The sequence below is a fragment of the Flavobacterium okayamense genome (assembly GCF_019702945.1).
Lineage (GTDB): Bacteria > Bacteroidota > Bacteroidia > Flavobacteriales > Flavobacteriaceae > Flavobacterium > Flavobacterium okayamense.
Genome location: NZ_AP024749.1, coordinates 849,503 through 867,869, shown reverse-complemented (window position 1 = coordinate 867,869; position 18,367 = coordinate 849,503). Strand labels below are relative to the sequence as shown.

19 protein-coding genes are annotated in these 18,367 nt (G+C 31.3%); 14 read left to right on the top strand and 5 right to left on the bottom strand.

What is annotated here, in order from left to right:
• Nucleotides 1–21: 21 nt before the first annotated feature.
• From KK2020170_RS03975 to hemH, 4 genes are read right to left on the bottom strand one after another with little or no spacing between them, the layout of a single operon-like run.
• A complete protein-coding gene (locus KK2020170_RS03975) occupies nucleotides 22–1,437 on the bottom strand; it encodes a sensor histidine kinase (RefSeq protein WP_221259516.1) in 1,416 nt (471 codons plus the stop codon).
• 57 nt (nucleotides 1,438–1,494) lie between these two features.
• Nucleotides 1,495–2,046: a CopD family protein gene (locus tag KK2020170_RS03970; protein ID WP_221259515.1), complete on the bottom strand. Its 552-nt coding sequence runs from the start codon at nucleotides 2,044–2,046 to the stop codon at nucleotides 1,495–1,497.
• Nucleotides 2,039–3,382 carry an MATE family efflux transporter gene (locus tag KK2020170_RS03965; RefSeq protein WP_221259514.1) on the bottom strand — a complete coding sequence of 448 codons (1,344 nt, stop codon included), beginning with the start codon at nucleotides 3,380–3,382 and terminating at the stop codon, nucleotides 2,039–2,041. The genes KK2020170_RS03970 and KK2020170_RS03965 overlap by 8 nt, the downstream gene beginning before the upstream one ends.
• Nucleotides 3,383–3,385: 3 nt before the next feature.
• Entirely contained in the window at nucleotides 3,386–4,408 is a 1,023-nt protein-coding gene (gene hemH, locus KK2020170_RS03960) for a ferrochelatase (RefSeq protein WP_221259513.1), read from the bottom strand.
• Between the two features lie 206 nt (nucleotides 4,409–4,614).
• Between hemH and KK2020170_RS03955 the strand changes: the two genes are divergently transcribed.
• The 6 genes from KK2020170_RS03955 to KK2020170_RS03930 all read left to right on the top strand — a co-directional run bounded on the left by KK2020170_RS03955 (nucleotide 4,615) and on the right by KK2020170_RS03930 (nucleotide 9,447).
• On the top strand, nucleotides 4,615–5,349 hold the full coding sequence (locus tag KK2020170_RS03955; RefSeq protein WP_221259512.1) for a hypothetical protein: 735 nt from the start codon (nucleotides 4,615–4,617) through the stop codon (nucleotides 5,347–5,349).
• Between the two features lie 18 nt (nucleotides 5,350–5,367).
• Nucleotides 5,368–6,150, top strand: coding sequence for a hypothetical protein (locus KK2020170_RS03950; RefSeq protein ID WP_221259511.1), 783 nt, complete (start codon nucleotides 5,368–5,370; stop codon nucleotides 6,148–6,150).
• 13 nt (nucleotides 6,151–6,163) lie between these two features.
• The gene (locus KK2020170_RS03945; RefSeq protein WP_221259510.1) at nucleotides 6,164–6,991 is read left to right on the top strand and encodes a hypothetical protein; all 828 of its coding nucleotides are present in this window, start codon (nucleotides 6,164–6,166) and stop codon (nucleotides 6,989–6,991) included.
• An 89-nt stretch (nucleotides 6,992–7,080) separates the two neighbouring features.
• Nucleotides 7,081–7,833 (top strand): hypothetical protein, encoded by a 753-nt coding sequence (locus KK2020170_RS03940; RefSeq protein WP_221259509.1) that lies wholly within the window; start codon nucleotides 7,081–7,083, stop codon nucleotides 7,831–7,833.
• An 11-nt stretch (nucleotides 7,834–7,844) separates the two neighbouring features.
• Entirely contained in the window at nucleotides 7,845–8,615 is a 771-nt protein-coding gene (locus KK2020170_RS03935; RefSeq protein WP_221259508.1) for a hypothetical protein, read from the top strand.
• A 10-nt stretch (nucleotides 8,616–8,625) separates the two neighbouring features.
• The gene (locus tag KK2020170_RS03930) at nucleotides 8,626–9,447 is read left to right on the top strand and encodes a hypothetical protein (protein WP_221259507.1); all 822 of its coding nucleotides are present in this window, start codon (nucleotides 8,626–8,628) and stop codon (nucleotides 9,445–9,447) included.
• A 43-nt stretch (nucleotides 9,448–9,490) separates the two neighbouring features.
• Here KK2020170_RS03930 and KK2020170_RS03925 read toward each other — a convergent pair whose 3' ends face one another.
• Complete coding sequence (locus KK2020170_RS03925; protein ID WP_221259506.1) at nucleotides 9,491–10,357, bottom strand: AraC family transcriptional regulator; 867 nt, start codon at nucleotides 10,355–10,357, stop codon at nucleotides 9,491–9,493.
• 225 nt (nucleotides 10,358–10,582) lie between these two features.
• On the opposite strand from KK2020170_RS03925, the gene hemA reads away from it, so the two are divergent.
• The 8 genes from hemA to hemF are packed head-to-tail and all read left to right on the top strand — an operon-like array spanning nucleotide 10,583 to nucleotide 18,366.
• Nucleotides 10,583–11,830: a glutamyl-tRNA reductase gene (gene hemA, locus KK2020170_RS03920; RefSeq protein WP_221259505.1), complete on the top strand. Its 1,248-nt coding sequence runs from the start codon at nucleotides 10,583–10,585 to the stop codon at nucleotides 11,828–11,830.
• 4 nt (nucleotides 11,831–11,834) lie between these two features.
• Nucleotides 11,835–12,755 (top strand): hydroxymethylbilane synthase, encoded by a 921-nt coding sequence (hemC, locus tag KK2020170_RS03915; protein ID WP_221259985.1) that lies wholly within the window; start codon nucleotides 11,835–11,837, stop codon nucleotides 12,753–12,755.
• Nucleotides 12,756–12,766: 11 nt separating this feature from the next.
• Complete coding sequence (locus tag KK2020170_RS03910) at nucleotides 12,767–14,509, top strand: TrkH family potassium uptake protein (protein ID WP_221259504.1); 1,743 nt, start codon at nucleotides 12,767–12,769, stop codon at nucleotides 14,507–14,509.
• Between the two features lie 10 nt (nucleotides 14,510–14,519).
• A complete protein-coding gene (locus KK2020170_RS03905) occupies nucleotides 14,520–15,227 on the top strand; it encodes a potassium channel family protein (RefSeq protein WP_221259503.1) in 708 nt (235 codons plus the stop codon).
• Nucleotides 15,227–15,886, top strand: a complete 660-nt coding sequence (locus KK2020170_RS03900; protein WP_221259502.1) for a uroporphyrinogen-III synthase — start codon at nucleotides 15,227–15,229, stop codon at nucleotides 15,884–15,886. Before KK2020170_RS03905 ends, KK2020170_RS03900 begins: the two co-directional genes overlap by 1 nt.
• Nucleotides 15,883–16,908, top strand: a complete 1,026-nt coding sequence (gene hemE, locus KK2020170_RS03895) for a uroporphyrinogen decarboxylase (RefSeq protein ID WP_221259501.1) — start codon at nucleotides 15,883–15,885, stop codon at nucleotides 16,906–16,908. The genes KK2020170_RS03900 and hemE overlap by 4 nt, the downstream gene beginning before the upstream one ends.
• Nucleotides 16,908–17,444, top strand: coding sequence for a GNAT family N-acetyltransferase (locus KK2020170_RS03890; protein ID WP_221259500.1), 537 nt, complete (start codon nucleotides 16,908–16,910; stop codon nucleotides 17,442–17,444). Before hemE ends, KK2020170_RS03890 begins: the two co-directional genes overlap by 1 nt.
• Entirely contained in the window at nucleotides 17,434–18,366 is a 933-nt protein-coding gene (gene hemF, locus KK2020170_RS03885; RefSeq protein WP_221259499.1) for an oxygen-dependent coproporphyrinogen oxidase, read from the top strand. The genes KK2020170_RS03890 and hemF overlap by 11 nt, the downstream gene beginning before the upstream one ends.
• Nucleotide 18,367: the final 1 nt, after the last annotated feature.

Here is an 18,367-nt window from a genome sequence, read left to right as displayed (position 1 = left end):
ATATATTTCATGAACTTTAATTTATTCAGTTATTGGAAAGGAAACATAAAAAGTCGTTCCTTTGTTTGTTTCAGTTTCAAAAGTTATTGTTCCGTTATAATTTTCTATGATATTTTTTATAATTGCTAAACCAAGGCCCATACCACTTGTCTTTGTAGTAAATTTTGGCTCAAAAATACGACTTTGATTTTCTTCATTTATCCCTTTACCATTATCTTTAACTACAATTTTAACTTCTTTTCCTTCTCTATAAACTAAAACCTCAACTTTTTTGTTTTCTTGTTCATCAGGAATTGCTTGAATTGCATTCTTAACTAAATTAGTTATAACTCTTATTAATTGAGTACGGTCGAAAACTGCAATAATTTCATCTTCATATGCTTTAAATTCGATACAATCTTCATTAAAAATATCTAAGGCTAATTGAACTATTTTAACAACATTAAGCGTTTCATTTTGCTGAGCTGGCATTGAAGCAAAATTTGAAAACGCTGTAGCAACAGAACTCATAGTGTCAATTTGTTGAATTAATGTAGTAGAAAAATCATCTAATTTTTGTTTGATATTTGGATCACTTTCATCAAATCTACGCTGAAAACTTTGAACTGTTAATCGCATAGGTGTTAACGGATTTTTAATCTCGTGTGCCACTTGTTTTGCCATTTCACGCCATGCTTGTTCTCTTTCGCTTTGAGCCAACATTGATTTACTCTCTTCTAACTGATCGACCATATTATTATATGAGTCAATCAGAACATTTATTTCTTTACTTCCTTCTTGTAATTCAATTTTTTGAATTTCATTACTACTAAAATTTGTTGCTCTAATTTTATCACTTACAATTTTTAAGGATTTGGTTATATAACTGGAAAGAAAATATGATAAAACAATAGCAATTAAAAACATTAAAACATAAACCTGACCAAAACGTAATAAGAAGTTTTTAACTTCATTATCATAAAAGCTTGTGTCTTCCTCATAAGGTAAATTTAAAATTGCTAAAGGCTTAAATTTTGCGTCCTTTATGTATGAATAGGATGATCTGAATTGTTGTTTGTCGATTTCAATAAAATCTACATATCGCTTTTCAATTGTTCCTTGTAGAATTCTTAATGTAGCCTTGTTAATTTTTGGACGTAAACTATCTAGTTTGAAACCTTTTTTGGAAGAAATTAATAATTCACCTTTTAAATCGTAAAAATTAATTTCCATACTATGAACGTCAGAAATTTCCCCAATTCTATCTTTAAAAATTAAAGGAATTTTATCAGTTTCTAACTCATATGTTGTATTTCTAAGAACATAATCAATATGTTCAATAATGGCATTTTCCTTTCGTTCTAATCTGTCTTGATGGTATAATTTAGATTCTCTTCTAATTTGGTAAACCGAAACTAATGCAATAAGTATCGAAGCAATTAAGGTTAAAAATATCATGGAAAGGAAAATCCTTAACCGAAGAGATAACTGCTTTAAGTTTAAAATTCGATACATTTATGATTGGTTCTTTTCACGGATTCTTTTGTATAACTTAAATCCTAGCATTAAAAGTACGGAAAAAAGTATAATTCCTATAACACCATAAATCCAATTGAACTCATTTTTTAAAATCACCAAGAAAACTACTGCAAATAAAATTATTGTTGCGCCTTCATTCCACAACCTAAAAAAGTTAGAAGAATGCCTAACATCATCTTTTTGTAATTGATTGAAAATTTGATGACATTTTAAATGATATAAATACAATAAAAAGACAAAAAACAATTTAACATGCATCCAAGACATTTGTAACCAACCTGGATTTATATATAATAGTAAGAATGCAAATATACTAGCCAAAACTGCGCTTGGCCAAGTTATAATATACCAAAGTCTGTATTGCATTAATTGATACTGTTTTACTAAAATGTCTTGCTCGGGTTGAGGTTTTAATTTAGCTTCAGCATGATATACAAATAACCTAACAATATAAAACAGACCAGCAAACCACGTTATAACAAAAATAAGGTGAAGCGATTTTATGTAATCATAATATTCGTTAATCATTCTCTACTAATTTTATTTTCATTTCTCTTTGTAAAAAAAAAGCTGTTACAACCGTTGCTAAAAAATCAGCAATAGGAAATGCTATCCAAACTCCTAAAATACCAAAATAATTCGGAAGTATTAAAACCAAAGGTATTAAGAAAAACCCTTGTTTTGTTAAAGTTAACAATAATGCAGGCGTTGCTTTTCCCGCAGCTTGAAAATATGCAGCACCTATTAACTGTAAAGCTATAATAGGAGTTGCAGAAAAAACTAAAATTAAAGCTTGAGGCGTTGTCCTAATAACATCAGCATCATTAGTAAAAACTTTCACAATAGGTTCAGCAAAAAAGAAAATCACAAGAAAGATTAATGTTGCCATTATTGCAGCTGCAACAATAGATTTACTAATCGTTTCTTTAACACGATTATAATTCTTAGCACCATAATTATATCCTGCAATTGGTAAAAACCCTTGAGTAATTCCAAGAATTGGGAAATAGGCAAACATCAACATTCTATTAATGATTCCATAAACAGTAACTCCATGTTCACCTCCATAAACAAATAATGTATGATTTACAATAATTGCCAAAAGACTTACCACTCCTTGGCGAGAAAATGTTACAAATCCTAATGATGTTATTTCTTTAACTAATTCAGATTTTAATTTGAGATGATGAAATTGAAACTTTAATTCGCTCTTCGCAATAAAAAACCAAAGAATAAACAAAAAGCATAGGAAATACGAAATTGAAGTTGCCAAAGCTGCTCCAAACATTCCCAAATTCAATACCTTAATAAAAACAATATCCATGATAATGTTTCCAAACGCAGGAATAATCATGGCATACATAGCAAATTTTGCCTTCCCTTCGGCACGAATTACTGTATTACCCATCATACATAATGCTAAAAATGGAACGCTAAATAAAACAGGAAAGAAAAACTCTTTTGCGGGTTTCATTATTTCTCCATTTGCTCCAAACAAAAGCAAAATCTCATCAAAAAACCAAAATCCAATAAGGACTGAAACTAAGGCTAATGTTAAAGTCATCATTAATTGATTACCAAAAGTGTACAATGCCTTTTCCTTATCTTGAGCACCTAAAGCTCTTGATATTATTGAGCTTCCTCCTATTCCAATTGCCATTCCTAAAGAGGAAATAAGAAAAGTTATTGGCAATACCACTGAAACAGCAGCTATTGCTAATGACCCAATCCATTGTCCCACAAAAATGGTATCAATCAATATATTTACTGACATAAATAAGATACCTATAGAAGCTGGGACTGATTGTTTTATCAGTAATTTTTTTATATCTAAATTGCCTAATTCAGCCGAAGTAACTTTCATTTTTTATTGCTGTAAAGCCCATTGATCTATCCAACGGCTCAATGTTTTTACCCAATCTTCATTATCGTTCAAACATGGAATTGCTAAGAAGTTTTCTCCTCCATTCTCTTTAAAACTATGAGCGGCTTCCATACCAATTTCTTCTAAAGTTTCTAAACAATCTGAAACGAATGCAGGTGTAACTACCGCTAAGTTCTTAATCCCTTTTTGTGCTAATTCATCTATTGTTGCATCTGTATAAGGTTGTAACCAAGGGTCCCTTCCTAATCTAGATTGAAATGACGTACTGTATTTGTCTTCTTTTAATCCTAAAAATTTGGCAACTTGCTTTGTAGTTTCATAACATTGATGTCTATAACAAAATTCGTGAGCTTTTGAAGGTGTATTACAACAACTTCCATCTATTTTACAATGTGATTTAGTAACATCGCTCTTTTTAATATGACGCTCTGGAACTCCATGGTAGGAAAATAAAATATAATCTTCTTTGAAATTTTCTAGGGAATTCTTTATTGAATTCGATAAATCTCGAATATAATCTGGTTGGTTGTAAAATGCTGGCAAAATTGTAAATTCCATATCCGGAAATTTTTCCATTCTAATTTTTTCAGCCAAAACCAAGATTGTTTCTGTTGTTGCCATAGCAAACTGAGGATATAATGGAAGTAACATAACTTCTTTTATTCCCTTGTTATAAAGTTCTTGCAAACCAGATTCAATACTAGGTTTTCCATATCGCATAGCTAATTCTACTGGAACACTAACTTGTTGTTGAACCTTTTCTTGTAAACGCTTAGATAAAACTATTAGTGGTGAACCATCTTCCCACCAAATTTTTTTATAAGCTGCAGCTGATTTTTTGGGGCGTGTATTTAAAATTATTCCTTTAACTAAAAAAGCTCTCAATAAATATGGAACATCTATTACGCGTTCATCCATTAAGAACTCGTCTAAATATTTTTTAACATCTTTTACACTTGTACTATCTGGCGAACCAAGATTAACCAATAAGACTCCTTTTTTCACAATTTTTTTTTCAAAAATACTAAATATCTATCTATTTTTTTTGTACGTTAATTTTGATGATTTTTAATGTTAATAAATTGTTTCTTACATTTTTTCTATACTAAATGTTAAAATTTGTGATTATTATAACTTTTAACATTGTTGTATTAAATTTTTACTAATTTAGTCTTACCCAAAAAAAAGTAATAATCTAATTCTTTTAGCTTATGAAAAAAATCTACCAACCAATCCTATTTTGTGCTTTTGTTTGCAATTATTCTTATGCCCAAGTTTCAGGTGTAGGAATAAACGAAGATGTACCTCAGCAAACATTACACTTAGGCACTTCAAACGGAACAATCCGTGTTGAAGGTTTAGACAACAACAACAACATTTACAACCTTGGTCCATCCAACACTTACCAACTTTATGTCGATTATCAAGGAGACATGACTCTTTACAATGGTACACTTTTCAACAATGATGGATATGACGCGTTTACTACTGCTAATATAAACGATTCTGATGCAGTAATCTTAGATGGAGACGCAGACGGACTACAAACCATTCAAATTTCATCTTTTACAGTAACGGTAAACAGGCCATCTTTACTTTTAATTAAATATAATTTGAGTTTTGAGGTTTTTGCAAACACTGAAGAAGATGCCTTAAAAGATAAAAAGGCAAGAAGAATCAATACTTTTTTTAGATTGAATGGTTCTACAAGAAAATATTGTCACGTTTCTAAATCCTATACTGGTGGCTCTTTAGGATTAAACGTTGCAGGAATGTTTTACAATATGTCTTCTTCTTATATGATTATTCCAACGGCTGGAACTCACACTATTGAAGTATTTGGAGAAATTTCATCAGGTTTAGAGGCTGGTACTCCAAATACAGGATTAGCCACATGTGTAAAATTCGGAAGAGGAGATGATACTTTAATGTACAAACTTTACTAACCCCAAACACCATATATTATGAAACAAATCTACATCTTCTTAATAGGAGTTATATGTTGCTATAACTCATTTGGTCAAGTTGGAATAGGAACAATGAATCCTCAACAGACACTGCATGTTGCTGGCGGAACAAATTCTACTATTAGAATTGAAGGTCTGGACGTTGTTAACAATCCTCTTAACAGAGGTGCCGGAAATCTAACTCCTGTATACGTAACCAGCGAAGGGAATTTAACCCTAACTGCTCCAGGTTATGGCGTAAATAATCTACCTGTTAATTTTTTAATTGATTCTTCAAATTTTGTACCCGACAATATTGAAGGACTACCTGCTCCATTTACAAACAGAGGGAGAGTAATTACTAGTGACGCAAGCACTGAATCTGTAACCGAACTTATACATACCGTTTCAATTACAGTACCTGTAGCCTCTATGATAGAGATCAAACACGCAATGTCTGTTATGTATTCTGGTTCAGATTTAACTTTACCTCCTTACACTGCAAGTTTTATTTCTGACGAAAAAACAAGAAGCTATGAAACCTTTTTCTGTTTTGATTTAAACTCCGATGGCTTATCTGCTGCAGAATATAATCATCAATATGGGAGAAAAGGACAATATTACGGAACTGCAAAAGGAGGCACAAGAGGGTTTACGTATATGAATAGTCAAGGATATGCTGTTTTGCCGCCCGGTACACATACTATTTATTTCTATGGAGTAGTTACTGACCCACCTAATACTTTTACTAGTTTCGGTTTTGGTGGCGCAAATGAGTATTTAAGAATTCGTGTTTATTAAAAATTTTAATGTTATGAAATTTATTTATATATATCCAACCGTTTTATTCTTTTCATTAGCGACATCGCAAAATATTGGAATAAACACTACTAATCCTCAAGAAGAATTACATGTTTCAGGAAACACTTCAACAATACGAGTTGAAGGCTTAAATGAAATTAACAATGTAAATAATCTAGGCGAACAATCTACTTCACGAGTTTTTGTAAATGAATTTGGTGATTTAGTTTTAGGAGAAATGACTGATAATGTTCAATTAATTTTTGACTCTGAAAACTACTTACAAGATGTAGCTAATCCAACCTCTCTTATTTTGCAAACAGGTGAAGGAGATGGTTTTAGTCAAGCTGGAATTCCAACTCTTGGGATAGCTGCTTCATTTACATTGACGGCTCCTGCAGTTGTTGAAATCAATTATTCCGTTTCTTGGACCGTAGGTAAGAACTTTAGTGCTACAAAAAAAATTGATGACTATAGAGCTAGAACCGTACAAACAGGTGTGTATTTTAGACGTGATAACTATATGGGGCCTGCTGTTATAAATGACTATTTCGGAAATCCTATTAATGGTGGAGCTTTGTGTATTACATCTACATGTAGTGAACAAGCAGGATTAATTGCAATTAATGGTCAAATTTACAACAACGAAAGTAAAACTGAAGGCGAATATAAAAGTTATAGAAACTCTGCTTCTGATTATGTTGTTTTAGGACCTGGAACTTATACACCTATGTTTGCAGCTCAACTAGCAGTTGGAGACACTAATGCTACAGGTGCGGTTAAAATGTATCTAGGGGTAGATAAAGATGAAATGCAAGTTATCGCACACTATTTCAACTAATTAGTAATTATTTAAAAATAAAGCATTAATTTTGCAGAATTAAAATTTTTTTTTTATTTTCATAAAAAATACACTAATCTGCATCATATATGATAAGAAAATTACTACTTTTATTAACCTGCTCTGCTACTTTGTTGTCATTTTCTCAAGTTTCAGGTGTGGGAATCAATGAAGATAATCCGCAACAGTCACTCCATCTAGGTTCTTCAACAGGAACAATTAGGGTTGATGGTTTAAATGCTACCAACAATAACTATAATGGTGGAGAATTAGACAAAACATATCCGTTATATGTAGACAATAATGGTGATATGACATTACAAACCACTGCATACAATAACAGTGATGGTAATGATGCGTTTTTATCGACTGACCCAATTAATTCTGAAGTATCGATTACGCTAGCTCAAGCAAATGATGGATACGAAGTCATTGAAATTACTTCTTATGATTTCACCGTTGACAGGAACACAATTTTAGAAATAAAATACTCTTTAAGTATTGAGGTTTTTCAAGATTTGCTTTTAAATATAATTCGTGATCCTTATGCAAGAAATATATCGAATTTTTTCACTTTAGACACTCCTGTACTTACTCCAACTACGAGAAGATATGCAGCTCATTCAAAATGTTATTTTAATTATAACTATGAGAATGGTGCGGCATCACTTCCAAATGCTTCTACAGGATACATTTATAATAGTGGAACTACTTATGTAACTCTAACACCGGGTACACATACACTTCGTTTCTATGGAAGCGTTTGTTCTGGATCTGCAAATAGATCAACTTTTGTGCGTTTTGCAGGTGGACCTGATGCTGTTTTTCTTAAATTACACTAATAAAGAAGTCTATGAAAAAAATTACTTTATATATAACTACGCTTATTTTTTCCAATATAATTTTTGGACAAGTTGGTATTGGAACTGAAAATCCGCAACAAGAATTGCATATTGCAGGACCAACTTCAACAATCAGAATTGAAAGTTTAAATAATATAAACGAGCCTGTTTTAAATGATGGTTTGAAACTAGCGCCTGTTTATGTAACAGGAGATGGAGATTTAACCTTAAATCCTTCTGGATGGACAACTGGTGGTGGAGCTGGAACTAACGAACCTTTAAATTTCTTAATTAGTATTCCAAACTTTGTTCCTAATGGACCTTATGGCGACGGAACTGTTGTTGCAAATGATAACACAATTACTTCAGCTACTGCACAAATTGTTTCTGTGCCATTTACAAGTCCGCAAGATGCGCTAATTGAGGTACGTTATGCCATGACAATTGATTTATCTGACGAACTTTTACCCGCTCCAGCAGCATCAACTTTTACTGATATTTCTGCAAAAAGTGTACGTTGTTACTTTTATATTGATTTAAACAGTGATGGTTTAGATGCTACGGAACTATCAAAAGTTTATGGTTTACATGGTGAGGCTTACACCTCCTTTGGACAGGGTTCAGTAGGTTATGCTTTTATTCATGGTGTTGGTTATGGTAACATTCCAGCTGGAAACCACTCACTAGTATTTTTTGGCGAGACACATGATGGAACTAATTTAAACACTTATGTAGGTTTTGGAGGTTCTTCTGATTATTTAAAAATTCGTCTTTACAATTAATTTTCTGATTATGAAAAAAATATTATCATTAACATATATTTTGATTGGCGCATTAGGTTTTTCTCAAGTAGGCGTAAACACAAACACCCCTACAGAAGAACTTCATGTTGCTGGACCTACTTCAACTATTCGTATTGAAGGTCTAAACGAAACTAATAACCCTTTAAACTTAGGAGATAAACAAAACTCAAGGGTTTATGCAGATCCTGATGGAGATTTAGTATTAGCAAATGTACCTGCTGATATTGGTGTATTATTTAATCCTGCTAATTATTTGGAAGATCCTTTAGATACAGGTGGTGCAGACTCGAATCAAATTAACCAAACAGGTGTGGGTACTGGATATTCACAGGCTGGATGGCCAAGAGTAATTGGCCCTGGAAATTCAACTTTTACTTTAACAAGACCTGCAATTGTTGAAATTAATTATTCAATATCATATAACATATATAAAAGTGGTAATCCTATTGATGATTTCCATGCTAGAACTGCCCAGTTCTATGTATACTTAAGAAGCGGAAGTCATACAGGTGCAATCGTTACAACAGATTATGATGGAAATCCTATCGATTTTGCAGGGAACCCTGGTGCTTTAGGATATAGTGGAAATTTCTACACAAACGGAAGCTCAAGTGGCGCTGGTGGAACAGAAGGATTTGATAAAGTTTTTTATGCTACGGGACATGATTATGTTAAATTAGGCCCAGGCACTTATAGTCCAATGTTTTCAGGAATTTTATTCGTTGCAAACACTGCAGGAACTGGTGCAGTAAAAATGCAAATTGGCCCTGGTGATGATGAAGTTATTATTGTTGCACATTATTACAACTAATTATTATAAAAAATTATAAAAAAAGCTCCAAATGGAGCTTTTTTTAATTGTTTAAATTTTGTAAATATTTTTTTGGAGTTACCCCAAACTTCTTCTTGAAAGCGGATATAAAATGACTTGATGTACTATATCCAATTTTTAAACCAACTTCATTCACATTAAAAGAACCACTATCTAATAATTGACGAGCATATTCAAGTTTATAATCTAATAGAAAACCAAAAACTGTATCTCCATATATTTCTTTAAATCCTTCTTTTAATTTTTTTAAAGAAATTCCTACCATATCTGCCAACTCTTGTAATGTAGGCGGTTCAGACATCTTAGATAAAATAATATCCTTTGCTTTTCTTATTTTTAAAACATTTTCCTCATCGATTAAAAAAGGACATTGCTCAGCATTTGGATCTTCAGATCTATTAAAATATAAGCTTAGTAATTCATAAGCTTTCCCTTTATAATAGAGTTTTTTAATTGAAGGACTTAAATTATAATGCAATAGCTGATTTAACACAATTGCCATAGATGGAGAAATATCATCTTCTTTGTAGTACTTTTTATCAATATTATCCTTGCTTAAGAAAGGAATAATTTCAGCCTCATTAGAAAATAAGCTGTGAAATTTTTTAATAGAAATGACAACAGAAATAACCCAACTTTTAGGCTTTAATTCTAAATTAATTGGCAATTCTTTTTGAGGGTTATAAAACAAAAAAGATTTTTCTTCGTTTAATTCTAAAGCATAACTTCCTTCATTAAAAACAAATTTACCTTTTCCTTTTATACCAAAGTGAAACTGCAACAAACCCTGATTTACAATTTGTTTTATTAAAACACTTTCATTTTCATTATTTTGAAATTTATATAAAGTAAAATCATTTTCAATTTTTATTTCATCTATAGAACTCATAGCGATATTTTTTTATTAAAGTAAAAATGAACTGTAAAGATTTTTATTTAGAATCAATCTATATTAATTAATAAATAGTAATCTCAATTACTACAAATTTATGATAATTAAGGAAATACTAGTACTATTTAAATTAAAATAACTTCTAGCGACACAAAAAGTACTTTTAGCGTTGTTTTTATAAATTTGTTAGATTTACTTTTGTTTTGAAATTAGGTAAGCAATATGGAAAACATATTACATGGCAAACAACTTACATTTTATGTAGTAGGATTGAGCTATAAAAAAGCTGATGCTGAAATAAGAGGTAAGTTTAGTTTAGATGATAATGGCAAAAACAATTTGCTAAATCAAGCTAAAGAAGAAGGAATTGAAAGTCTTTTTTCAATTTCTACATGTAATCGAACTGAAATTTACGGTTTTGCACAACATCCATTCCAATTAATTAAACTTCTTTGTGATAATAGTTTAGGAACAGTGGAAGATTTTCAAAACTATGCCTATATATATAAAAACAAAGAAGCAATTGAACACCTATTTAAAGTAGGAACAGGTTTAGATAGTCAAATTTTAGGTGACTTTGAAATTATTTCACAAATTAAACAAGGCTTCGTTGAAAGCAAAAAAAAGGAGTTGTCTAATGCTTACACTGAAAGATTAGTTAACGCAGTAATACAAGCAAGTAAACGTGTAAAAAACGAAACTGAAATTAGCTCTGGTGCTACTTCTGTTTCTTTCGCTGCTGTTCAATACATTATGAACACCATTGAAAATATTGGTGAGAAAAAATTAGTGCTTTTCGGAATTGGAAAAATTGGACGTAACACTTGTGAAAACCTTGTAAAGCATTCTAAAAACGACCATATTGTTCTTATTAATAGAACTAAAGAAAAAGCTGAAAAAATTGCAGGTAAATTTCATTTAATTGTTAAAGAATATTCGCAGCTTCAAGAAGAAATTCAAAGTGCAGACGTACTTATTGTTGCTACTGGCGCTCAAAACCCTACGATAGATGCTTCTCTTTTAAATCCAAAAAAACCACTTTTAATTCTAGATTTATCAATACCTAAAAATGTAGATGAAAACGTTAAAAAAGTTGAAGGAGTTACTTTAGTGCACATGGATCATCTTTCTCAAATTACAGATGAAACTTTAGAAAAAAGAAAAGAGCACATACCAGCAGCGGAATACATAATTGAAGAAATAATAGAAGAGTTTCTGACATGGACAAAAGCGAGAAAATTTGCTCCAACCATACATTCTCTAAAAGAAAAACTGGCAAACATAAAACAAGCTGAACTAAATTATCAAAGAAAAAAATTGAACAACTTCAACGAAGAACAAGCTGAAATTATTAGTAATAGAATCATTCAGAAAATTACAACCCACTTTGCAAATCACCTTAAACAAGATGATACATCTGTAGATGAAAGCATAGAATGGATTGAAAAAGTTTTTCAATTAAACGAATAAAAAGATTTTGAAAACAATACGCATAGGAACTCGCGATAGTGAATTGGCGCTTTGGCAAGCCAAAACAGTTGAAAAAAAACTTAACGACTTAGGATATAAAACTGTAATCACAGCTGTTAAATCACAAGGAGACATTATTCTAGACAAACCTCTTTATGAACTTGGAATCACTGGAATTTTTACAAAAACACTAGACATTGCCATGTTAAACGGCGATGTAGATATTGTTGTTCATTCTATGAAAGATGTTCCTACTCTTTTACCAAAAGGAATAGTTCAAGGCGCTGTTTTAGAACGTGCAACTGTTTTTGACATCTTAGTTCATAAAGGCAATACAGATTTTTTAATTTCTGAAGGAACAATCGCAACAGGAAGTCTTCGCAGAAAAGCACAATGGTTAAACAAATATCCTAAACACAACGTAGTTGATTTAAGGGGAAATGTAAATTCTCGTTTAAAAAAACTACAAGATAATAATTGGGACGGAGCCATTTTTGCTGCAGCTGGTTTAGAGCGAATTAATTTAAAACCTGATACATTTATTGAATTAGATTGGATGGTTCCAGCACCAGCTCAAGGCGCTATGCTAGTTGTAGCAATGGAAAGCGATACTTTTTGTAAAGAAGCTGTTGCAAAATTAAATCATAAAGAATCTGAAATTTGTACTTTTATAGAGCGCCAATTTTTAAGAACTTTAGAAGGTGGTTGTACTGCTCCAATTGGTGCTCTTGCACAATTTAAAGACGAAGAAATTCATTTTCAAGGAGTTTTATTTTCTTTAGACGGTAAACAAAAGTTTAGTATTGAAAAAAGTTGTACTTTTGATAATTATAAAACTTTTGGAAAACTTTGCGCAAATGAAATTCTAACTAGCGGAGGAAACGAATTAATGGTAGAATTGCGTAAAACGTTAAAGGTAAAATAAACCACGCTCAAATGGAACGAGAATCCTTACTCAATTATATTTATCGGTTTTTCGATTTAATTGTACTTCTCTTCATTGTTTTCGATTTTGGATATGATTTCAAAGAAAACTTCAATACTCCACACGTAATTGGTTTATTCATTCTAACGTTTGGGTTGTTAGGATTCAACATTTTTAAATATTACAAATACAAATACAAGAGTAACATTAAAGTTGCCCTTGTAAATATTGTTTTGTTAACTTCACTTTTAATTGCATCAGGTATAGATGCTTTTTATCATAATGATTTTAGTTTAGATTATATTTTACAAAAAATAAAACCTATTCTTGAGGGTGGATTAATTTTCTATTTCTTACTTAGATTATTAACGTTAGTTAGACACGTTTACGATGTATATTTTAATCCTGCCATTGTATTTGTTGGAAGTTTTATAATATTAGACATTGCTGGTGCATTTTTATTAATGCTCCCCAGTGCAACCACAAATGGAATAACATTTACAAATGCATTATTTACCTCAACAAGTGCTGTTTGTGTTACTGGTTTAGCCGTAGTAGACACTGCAAACGACTTCACTTTTATGGGGCAATCAATAATTCTTGTATTAATTCAATTGGGTGGAATTGGTATATTAACCTTTACTTCATTCTTCGCCTTTTTCTTTAGAGGAAGTTCAAGTTTTAAAGAAGGATTAAACACAAAAGACTTTATTGCTCACGAAGGCTTAAAAGACGTTTTTAGAGCTGCTTTAAATGTGGTAATATTTACTTTAAGTGTAGAAGTAATAGGAGCCCTTTTTATTTATACTTCGATATCTAATGTGTCGTCAATTGATAATAAAATATTTTTCTCCATTTTCCATTCAATATCATCATTTTGTAACGCTGGATTTTCAATTTTTTCATCAGGTTTATTTGATGAAAGTATTCGCTTCAATTATTATTTTCAATGGATAATAATGGTGCTAGTTGTTTTCGGTGGTTTAGGACATAATATTGTTTTCAACTTTTATCAATATATTAAAACCTATGTTACTGAATTTCTCGATAAAAGTTTAATTCATAAAGACATTAGAATTATTACTTTAAATACAAAAATTGTAATTTATACTACAATCGTTTTATTAATAGGAGGTTGGATTTTTCTATTCATTTCAGAATACAATAATACTCTTCAATTGCACGATTCCTTTTTTGGAAAATTAACAAATTCAGCCTTTAATTCGGTTACGCCGAGAACTGCAGGATTTAATACAATAGACTTTAGCCAAATGACATTACCTTCATTATTATTTATAATATTCTTGATGTGGATTGGTGCTTCACCTGCCTCTACAGGTGGAGGTGTTAAAACGAGCACGTTTGCAATTGCTACTTTAAATATTTTATCAATTGCTCAAGGAAAAAGCAGAATTCAATTGTTTGGTAGAAGAATTACAGCTGAGTCTGCATTAAGGGCTTTTGCAATTTTATGCATATCTTTAATAGTTATTGGAGTTGCTATTATGGCACTGCTAATTTTTGAGCCTGCAGGAACTCCATTAATTACTGTTGCTTTTGAATGTTTTTCGGCTTATAGTACAGTTGGTTTAAGTTTAAATTTCACACCTACTTTAAGTGAGCCTAGCAAATATGTCTTAATTGCTGTAATGTTCATAGGTAGAATTGGTATGCTCAACTTAATGATTGGTTTATTACGCCAAATGAACCATCAATTCTATGAGTATCCAAAAGAAAATATTTTGATTAACTAATTTTTTATATATGAAAGTCATTGTTTTTGGATTAGGAAATTTCGGCATGTCGCTTTCTTTAAGTTTGACAGAAACTGGAAATGAAGTGATTGGAATTGACAAAAACATGGAAAAGGTAAATCTAGTAAAAGATAAAATTTCCCATGCTATTTGTATGGATTCTACAAATGAATTAGCTTATGAAGCTGTTCCGTTAAAAGATGCAGATAAAGTTGTTGTAGCTATTGGTGAAAATGAGGGAGCAGCTATTATAACTACTGCTATTATAAAAAAACTAAGTGATGTAAAAATTATAAGTAGAGCTTTATCTCCTATTCACGATACAGTTTTAGAAGCAATGGGGATTTATAGTATCATACATCCTGAACAAGAATCTGCGGATCGTTTAACGAAACAAATCAATTTTAGATCTACTTTAGAAAACTATCAACTAGATGATAATTTTACAATCTCTGAAGTTCTTGCAAAACCAGAATTTTATAATAAAACTTTACAAGAATTAGATACTATTGATAAATATCATTTAACATTAATTACAATTATTCGAAAACGTGAAAAACGTAATTTGATTGGTAAAAAAACTATTAAGAAGGAAAGTATTGGACGACCTTTACCTGAAACTATTATCGAAGAAGGCGATATTTTAGTAGTTTATGGAAATAATAAAAACATTGAATTTTATTGTCAAGATCAAGAAGAGCACGAAATTCGTAAATAATGCACACACTTCTTTCCACTAAAAAATTAACCGAAAAAAATAAAGTTAAACTTGAAAATTCAGGTTTTTTAGTTGTGGAAAAAAACTTTATCAAAACGAAATCAATTCCTTTTTCGCTTAATGAAGTTTCAGAAAATTTAATTTTTACGAGCAAAAATGCTGTTAAAAGTGTTCTCCCATTCAAGAAAGAATTAATAGATAAAAGTGCTTTTTGTGTTGGAGAAAAAACAAAAAAACAATTAGAAAAAAACGGGTTTAAAGTTATATTTCAAGCTGAAAATGCGGAAACTTTAGCCAATAAAATTAGTGAGAGTTTCAACCATTTAAGATTTACTTTTTTTTGTGGAAATATTAGAAAAGAAACATTGCCTAATATTCTTAAAGAAAACCAAGTTGAATTAAATGAAATAGTTGTTTATAAAACCAAACTCAAATCACATAAAATATCCATAAAACTAGATGGTATTCTGTTTTTTAGTCCATCAGGAATAAAAAGTTATTTACTAGAAAACGAGATTAAAAACGAAACTTGTTTTTGTATTGGTAACACAACTGCAGAAACATTAAACGGAAAAACAAGCAATATAATAATTGCAAAGAAACATAAAATTGAAGCTGTATTAAAAGCTTGTATAAAATATTTTAAACAAAAGAAATGATTAAAAACGATTTATTTTTAAAAGCCTTAAATAACGAAACCGTTGAACGTCCACCCGTTTGGATGATGCGCCAAGCCGGAAGATATTTGCCAGAGTTCATGGAGTTGAAAAACAAATACGATTTTTTCACACGTTGTAAAACGCCTGAGCTAGCTTCGGAAATTACAGTACAACCTATTCGTATTGTAAAACCCGATGCCGCTATTTTATTTTCAGACATTCTAGTAATTCCACAAGCTATGGGAATAGATGTGGAATTAGAAGACGGAATCGGACCAATTCTACCAAACCCTATTCGTTCTATGAAGGATGTGGAGCAAGTTCGCATTCCAGACATTAATGAAAGTTTAGGATATGTGATGGATGCTATCGACATGACGAAAGAGAAATTGAACAACGAAGTGCCTTTAATAGGTTTTGCTGGTTCGCCTTGGACGATTTTTTGTTATGCTGTTGAAGGAAAAGGATCAAAAAGTTACGATAAAGCAAAAGGTTTCTGTTTTTCTGAACCTGTTGCAGCTCATTTATTATTACAAAAAATTACTGATACCACTATTGCTTACTTAAAAGAGAAAGTTAAACACGGCGTAAATGCTGTGCAGATTTTCGACTCTTGGGGTGGAATGCTATCACCAGCAGATTATCAAGAATTTTCTTGGCAGTATATCAACCAAATTGTAGAAGCATTAGCAGATGAAACCAAAGTAATTGTTTTCGGAAAAGGCTGTTGGTTTGCTTTAGGCGATATGGCTAAATCAAAAGCGTCTGCATTGGGAGTTGACTGGACATGTTCTCCTAGAAATGCACGTTATTTAACCGGTGGAAAAATCACTTTACAAGGTAATTTCGATCCAAGTCGTTTGTTATCACCAATTCCAATTATCAAAAAAATGGTACATGAAATGATTGACGAATTCGGAAAAGACAATTACATTGTAAACCTTGGTCACGGTATTTTACCAAACATTCCTGTAGATCATGCGAAAGCGTTTATTGAAGCGGTTAAGGAGTATAAAAAATAATGATAACAACCGATTCATTTCATATAATCACTTTACAAGCAGATGATGCAAAAAGTTTATCTGAAATGATGGTTTTGAATTTTGATAACTTTAAACGCTATTTTCCAATTACACTATCAACAAATTTATCCTTTGATGATAGTTTAAAATATATTCAAGAAAAAAGAAAAGAAAACGTTTCAAAAACAGAATTTACTTTTGGAATTAAAGATGTTTTAAATTCAAAAATTGCTGGTTTAATCATTATCAAAGAAATAAATTGGGATATCAAACAAGGAGAATTTGCCTATTGTATTAGTTCAGAATACGAAAACAAAGGTTGGATGTCAAAAGCAATTGCACTAACCTCAAAATATGGCTTTGAAGTTTTAGGGTTCAATAAATTTCAAATTATTGCCCATAAAACAAATGTTGGAAGTTGTAAAGTGGCAGAAAAGTGTGGTTTCCAGTGGAAAAAAACACTTTTAAATGAATACACACCTCCAAATGAAACTCCATTGGATATGGAATTATATGAATTAGAACATGAAAAATAAATTTTACGCCTACATACAACAATTACAAGATCAAATCTGTAAGGGTTTAGAAAACATTGACGGAAAATCAAAATTCGTGGAAGATTTATGGCAACGTCCAGAAGGTGGTGGCGGAAGAACACGTGTAATTGAAAATGGAAACGTTTTTGAAAAAGGCGGCGTAAACATTTCTGCCGTTCATGGGAAATTGCCAGACACCATGCAAAAAATGTTTGGTGTAGGAGAAGCAGATTTTTTTGCTTGCGGATTGAGTTTAGTCATTCATCCTAAAAACCCAATGGTGCCAACCGTTCATGCGAATTGGCGTTACTTTGAAATGTACGATGAAAAGGGTAAAATTATCAATCAATGGTTTGGTGGTGGACAAGATTTAACGCCTTACTATTTGTTTGAAGAAGATGCCAAACATTTTCATCAAACTTGTAAAACCGCTTGCGATAAACACAATCCAGAATTTTATCCGAATTATAAAAAGAAATGCGATGAATATTTCTGGAATACACACAGAAATGAAGCACGTGGAATAGGTGGATTATTCTTCGATTATTTAAAAGACACGAGCAATAGTGAACTGGCGAAGCAAACCGAAGCAAAAATGTCTATGGAAGATTGGTACAACTTTGTTACCGAAGTTGGAAACTCTTTCTTACAAGCTTACGTTCCTATTGTAGAAAGAAGAAAGGATTTACCTTATAATGAAGCGAACAGAACATGGCAAGAAATTCGTCGAGGTCGTTATGTTGAATTCAATTTAGTTCACGACAAAGGAACTTTATTCGGATTAAAAACTAATGGAAGAATTGAAAGTATTTTGATGAGTTTACCACCACATGTGCAATGGGTTTACAATCATCAACCCAAAGCGGGAAGTGAAGAAGAAAAATTGATTAAAATATTAGAAAAGCCGATTGATTGGGTTTGAT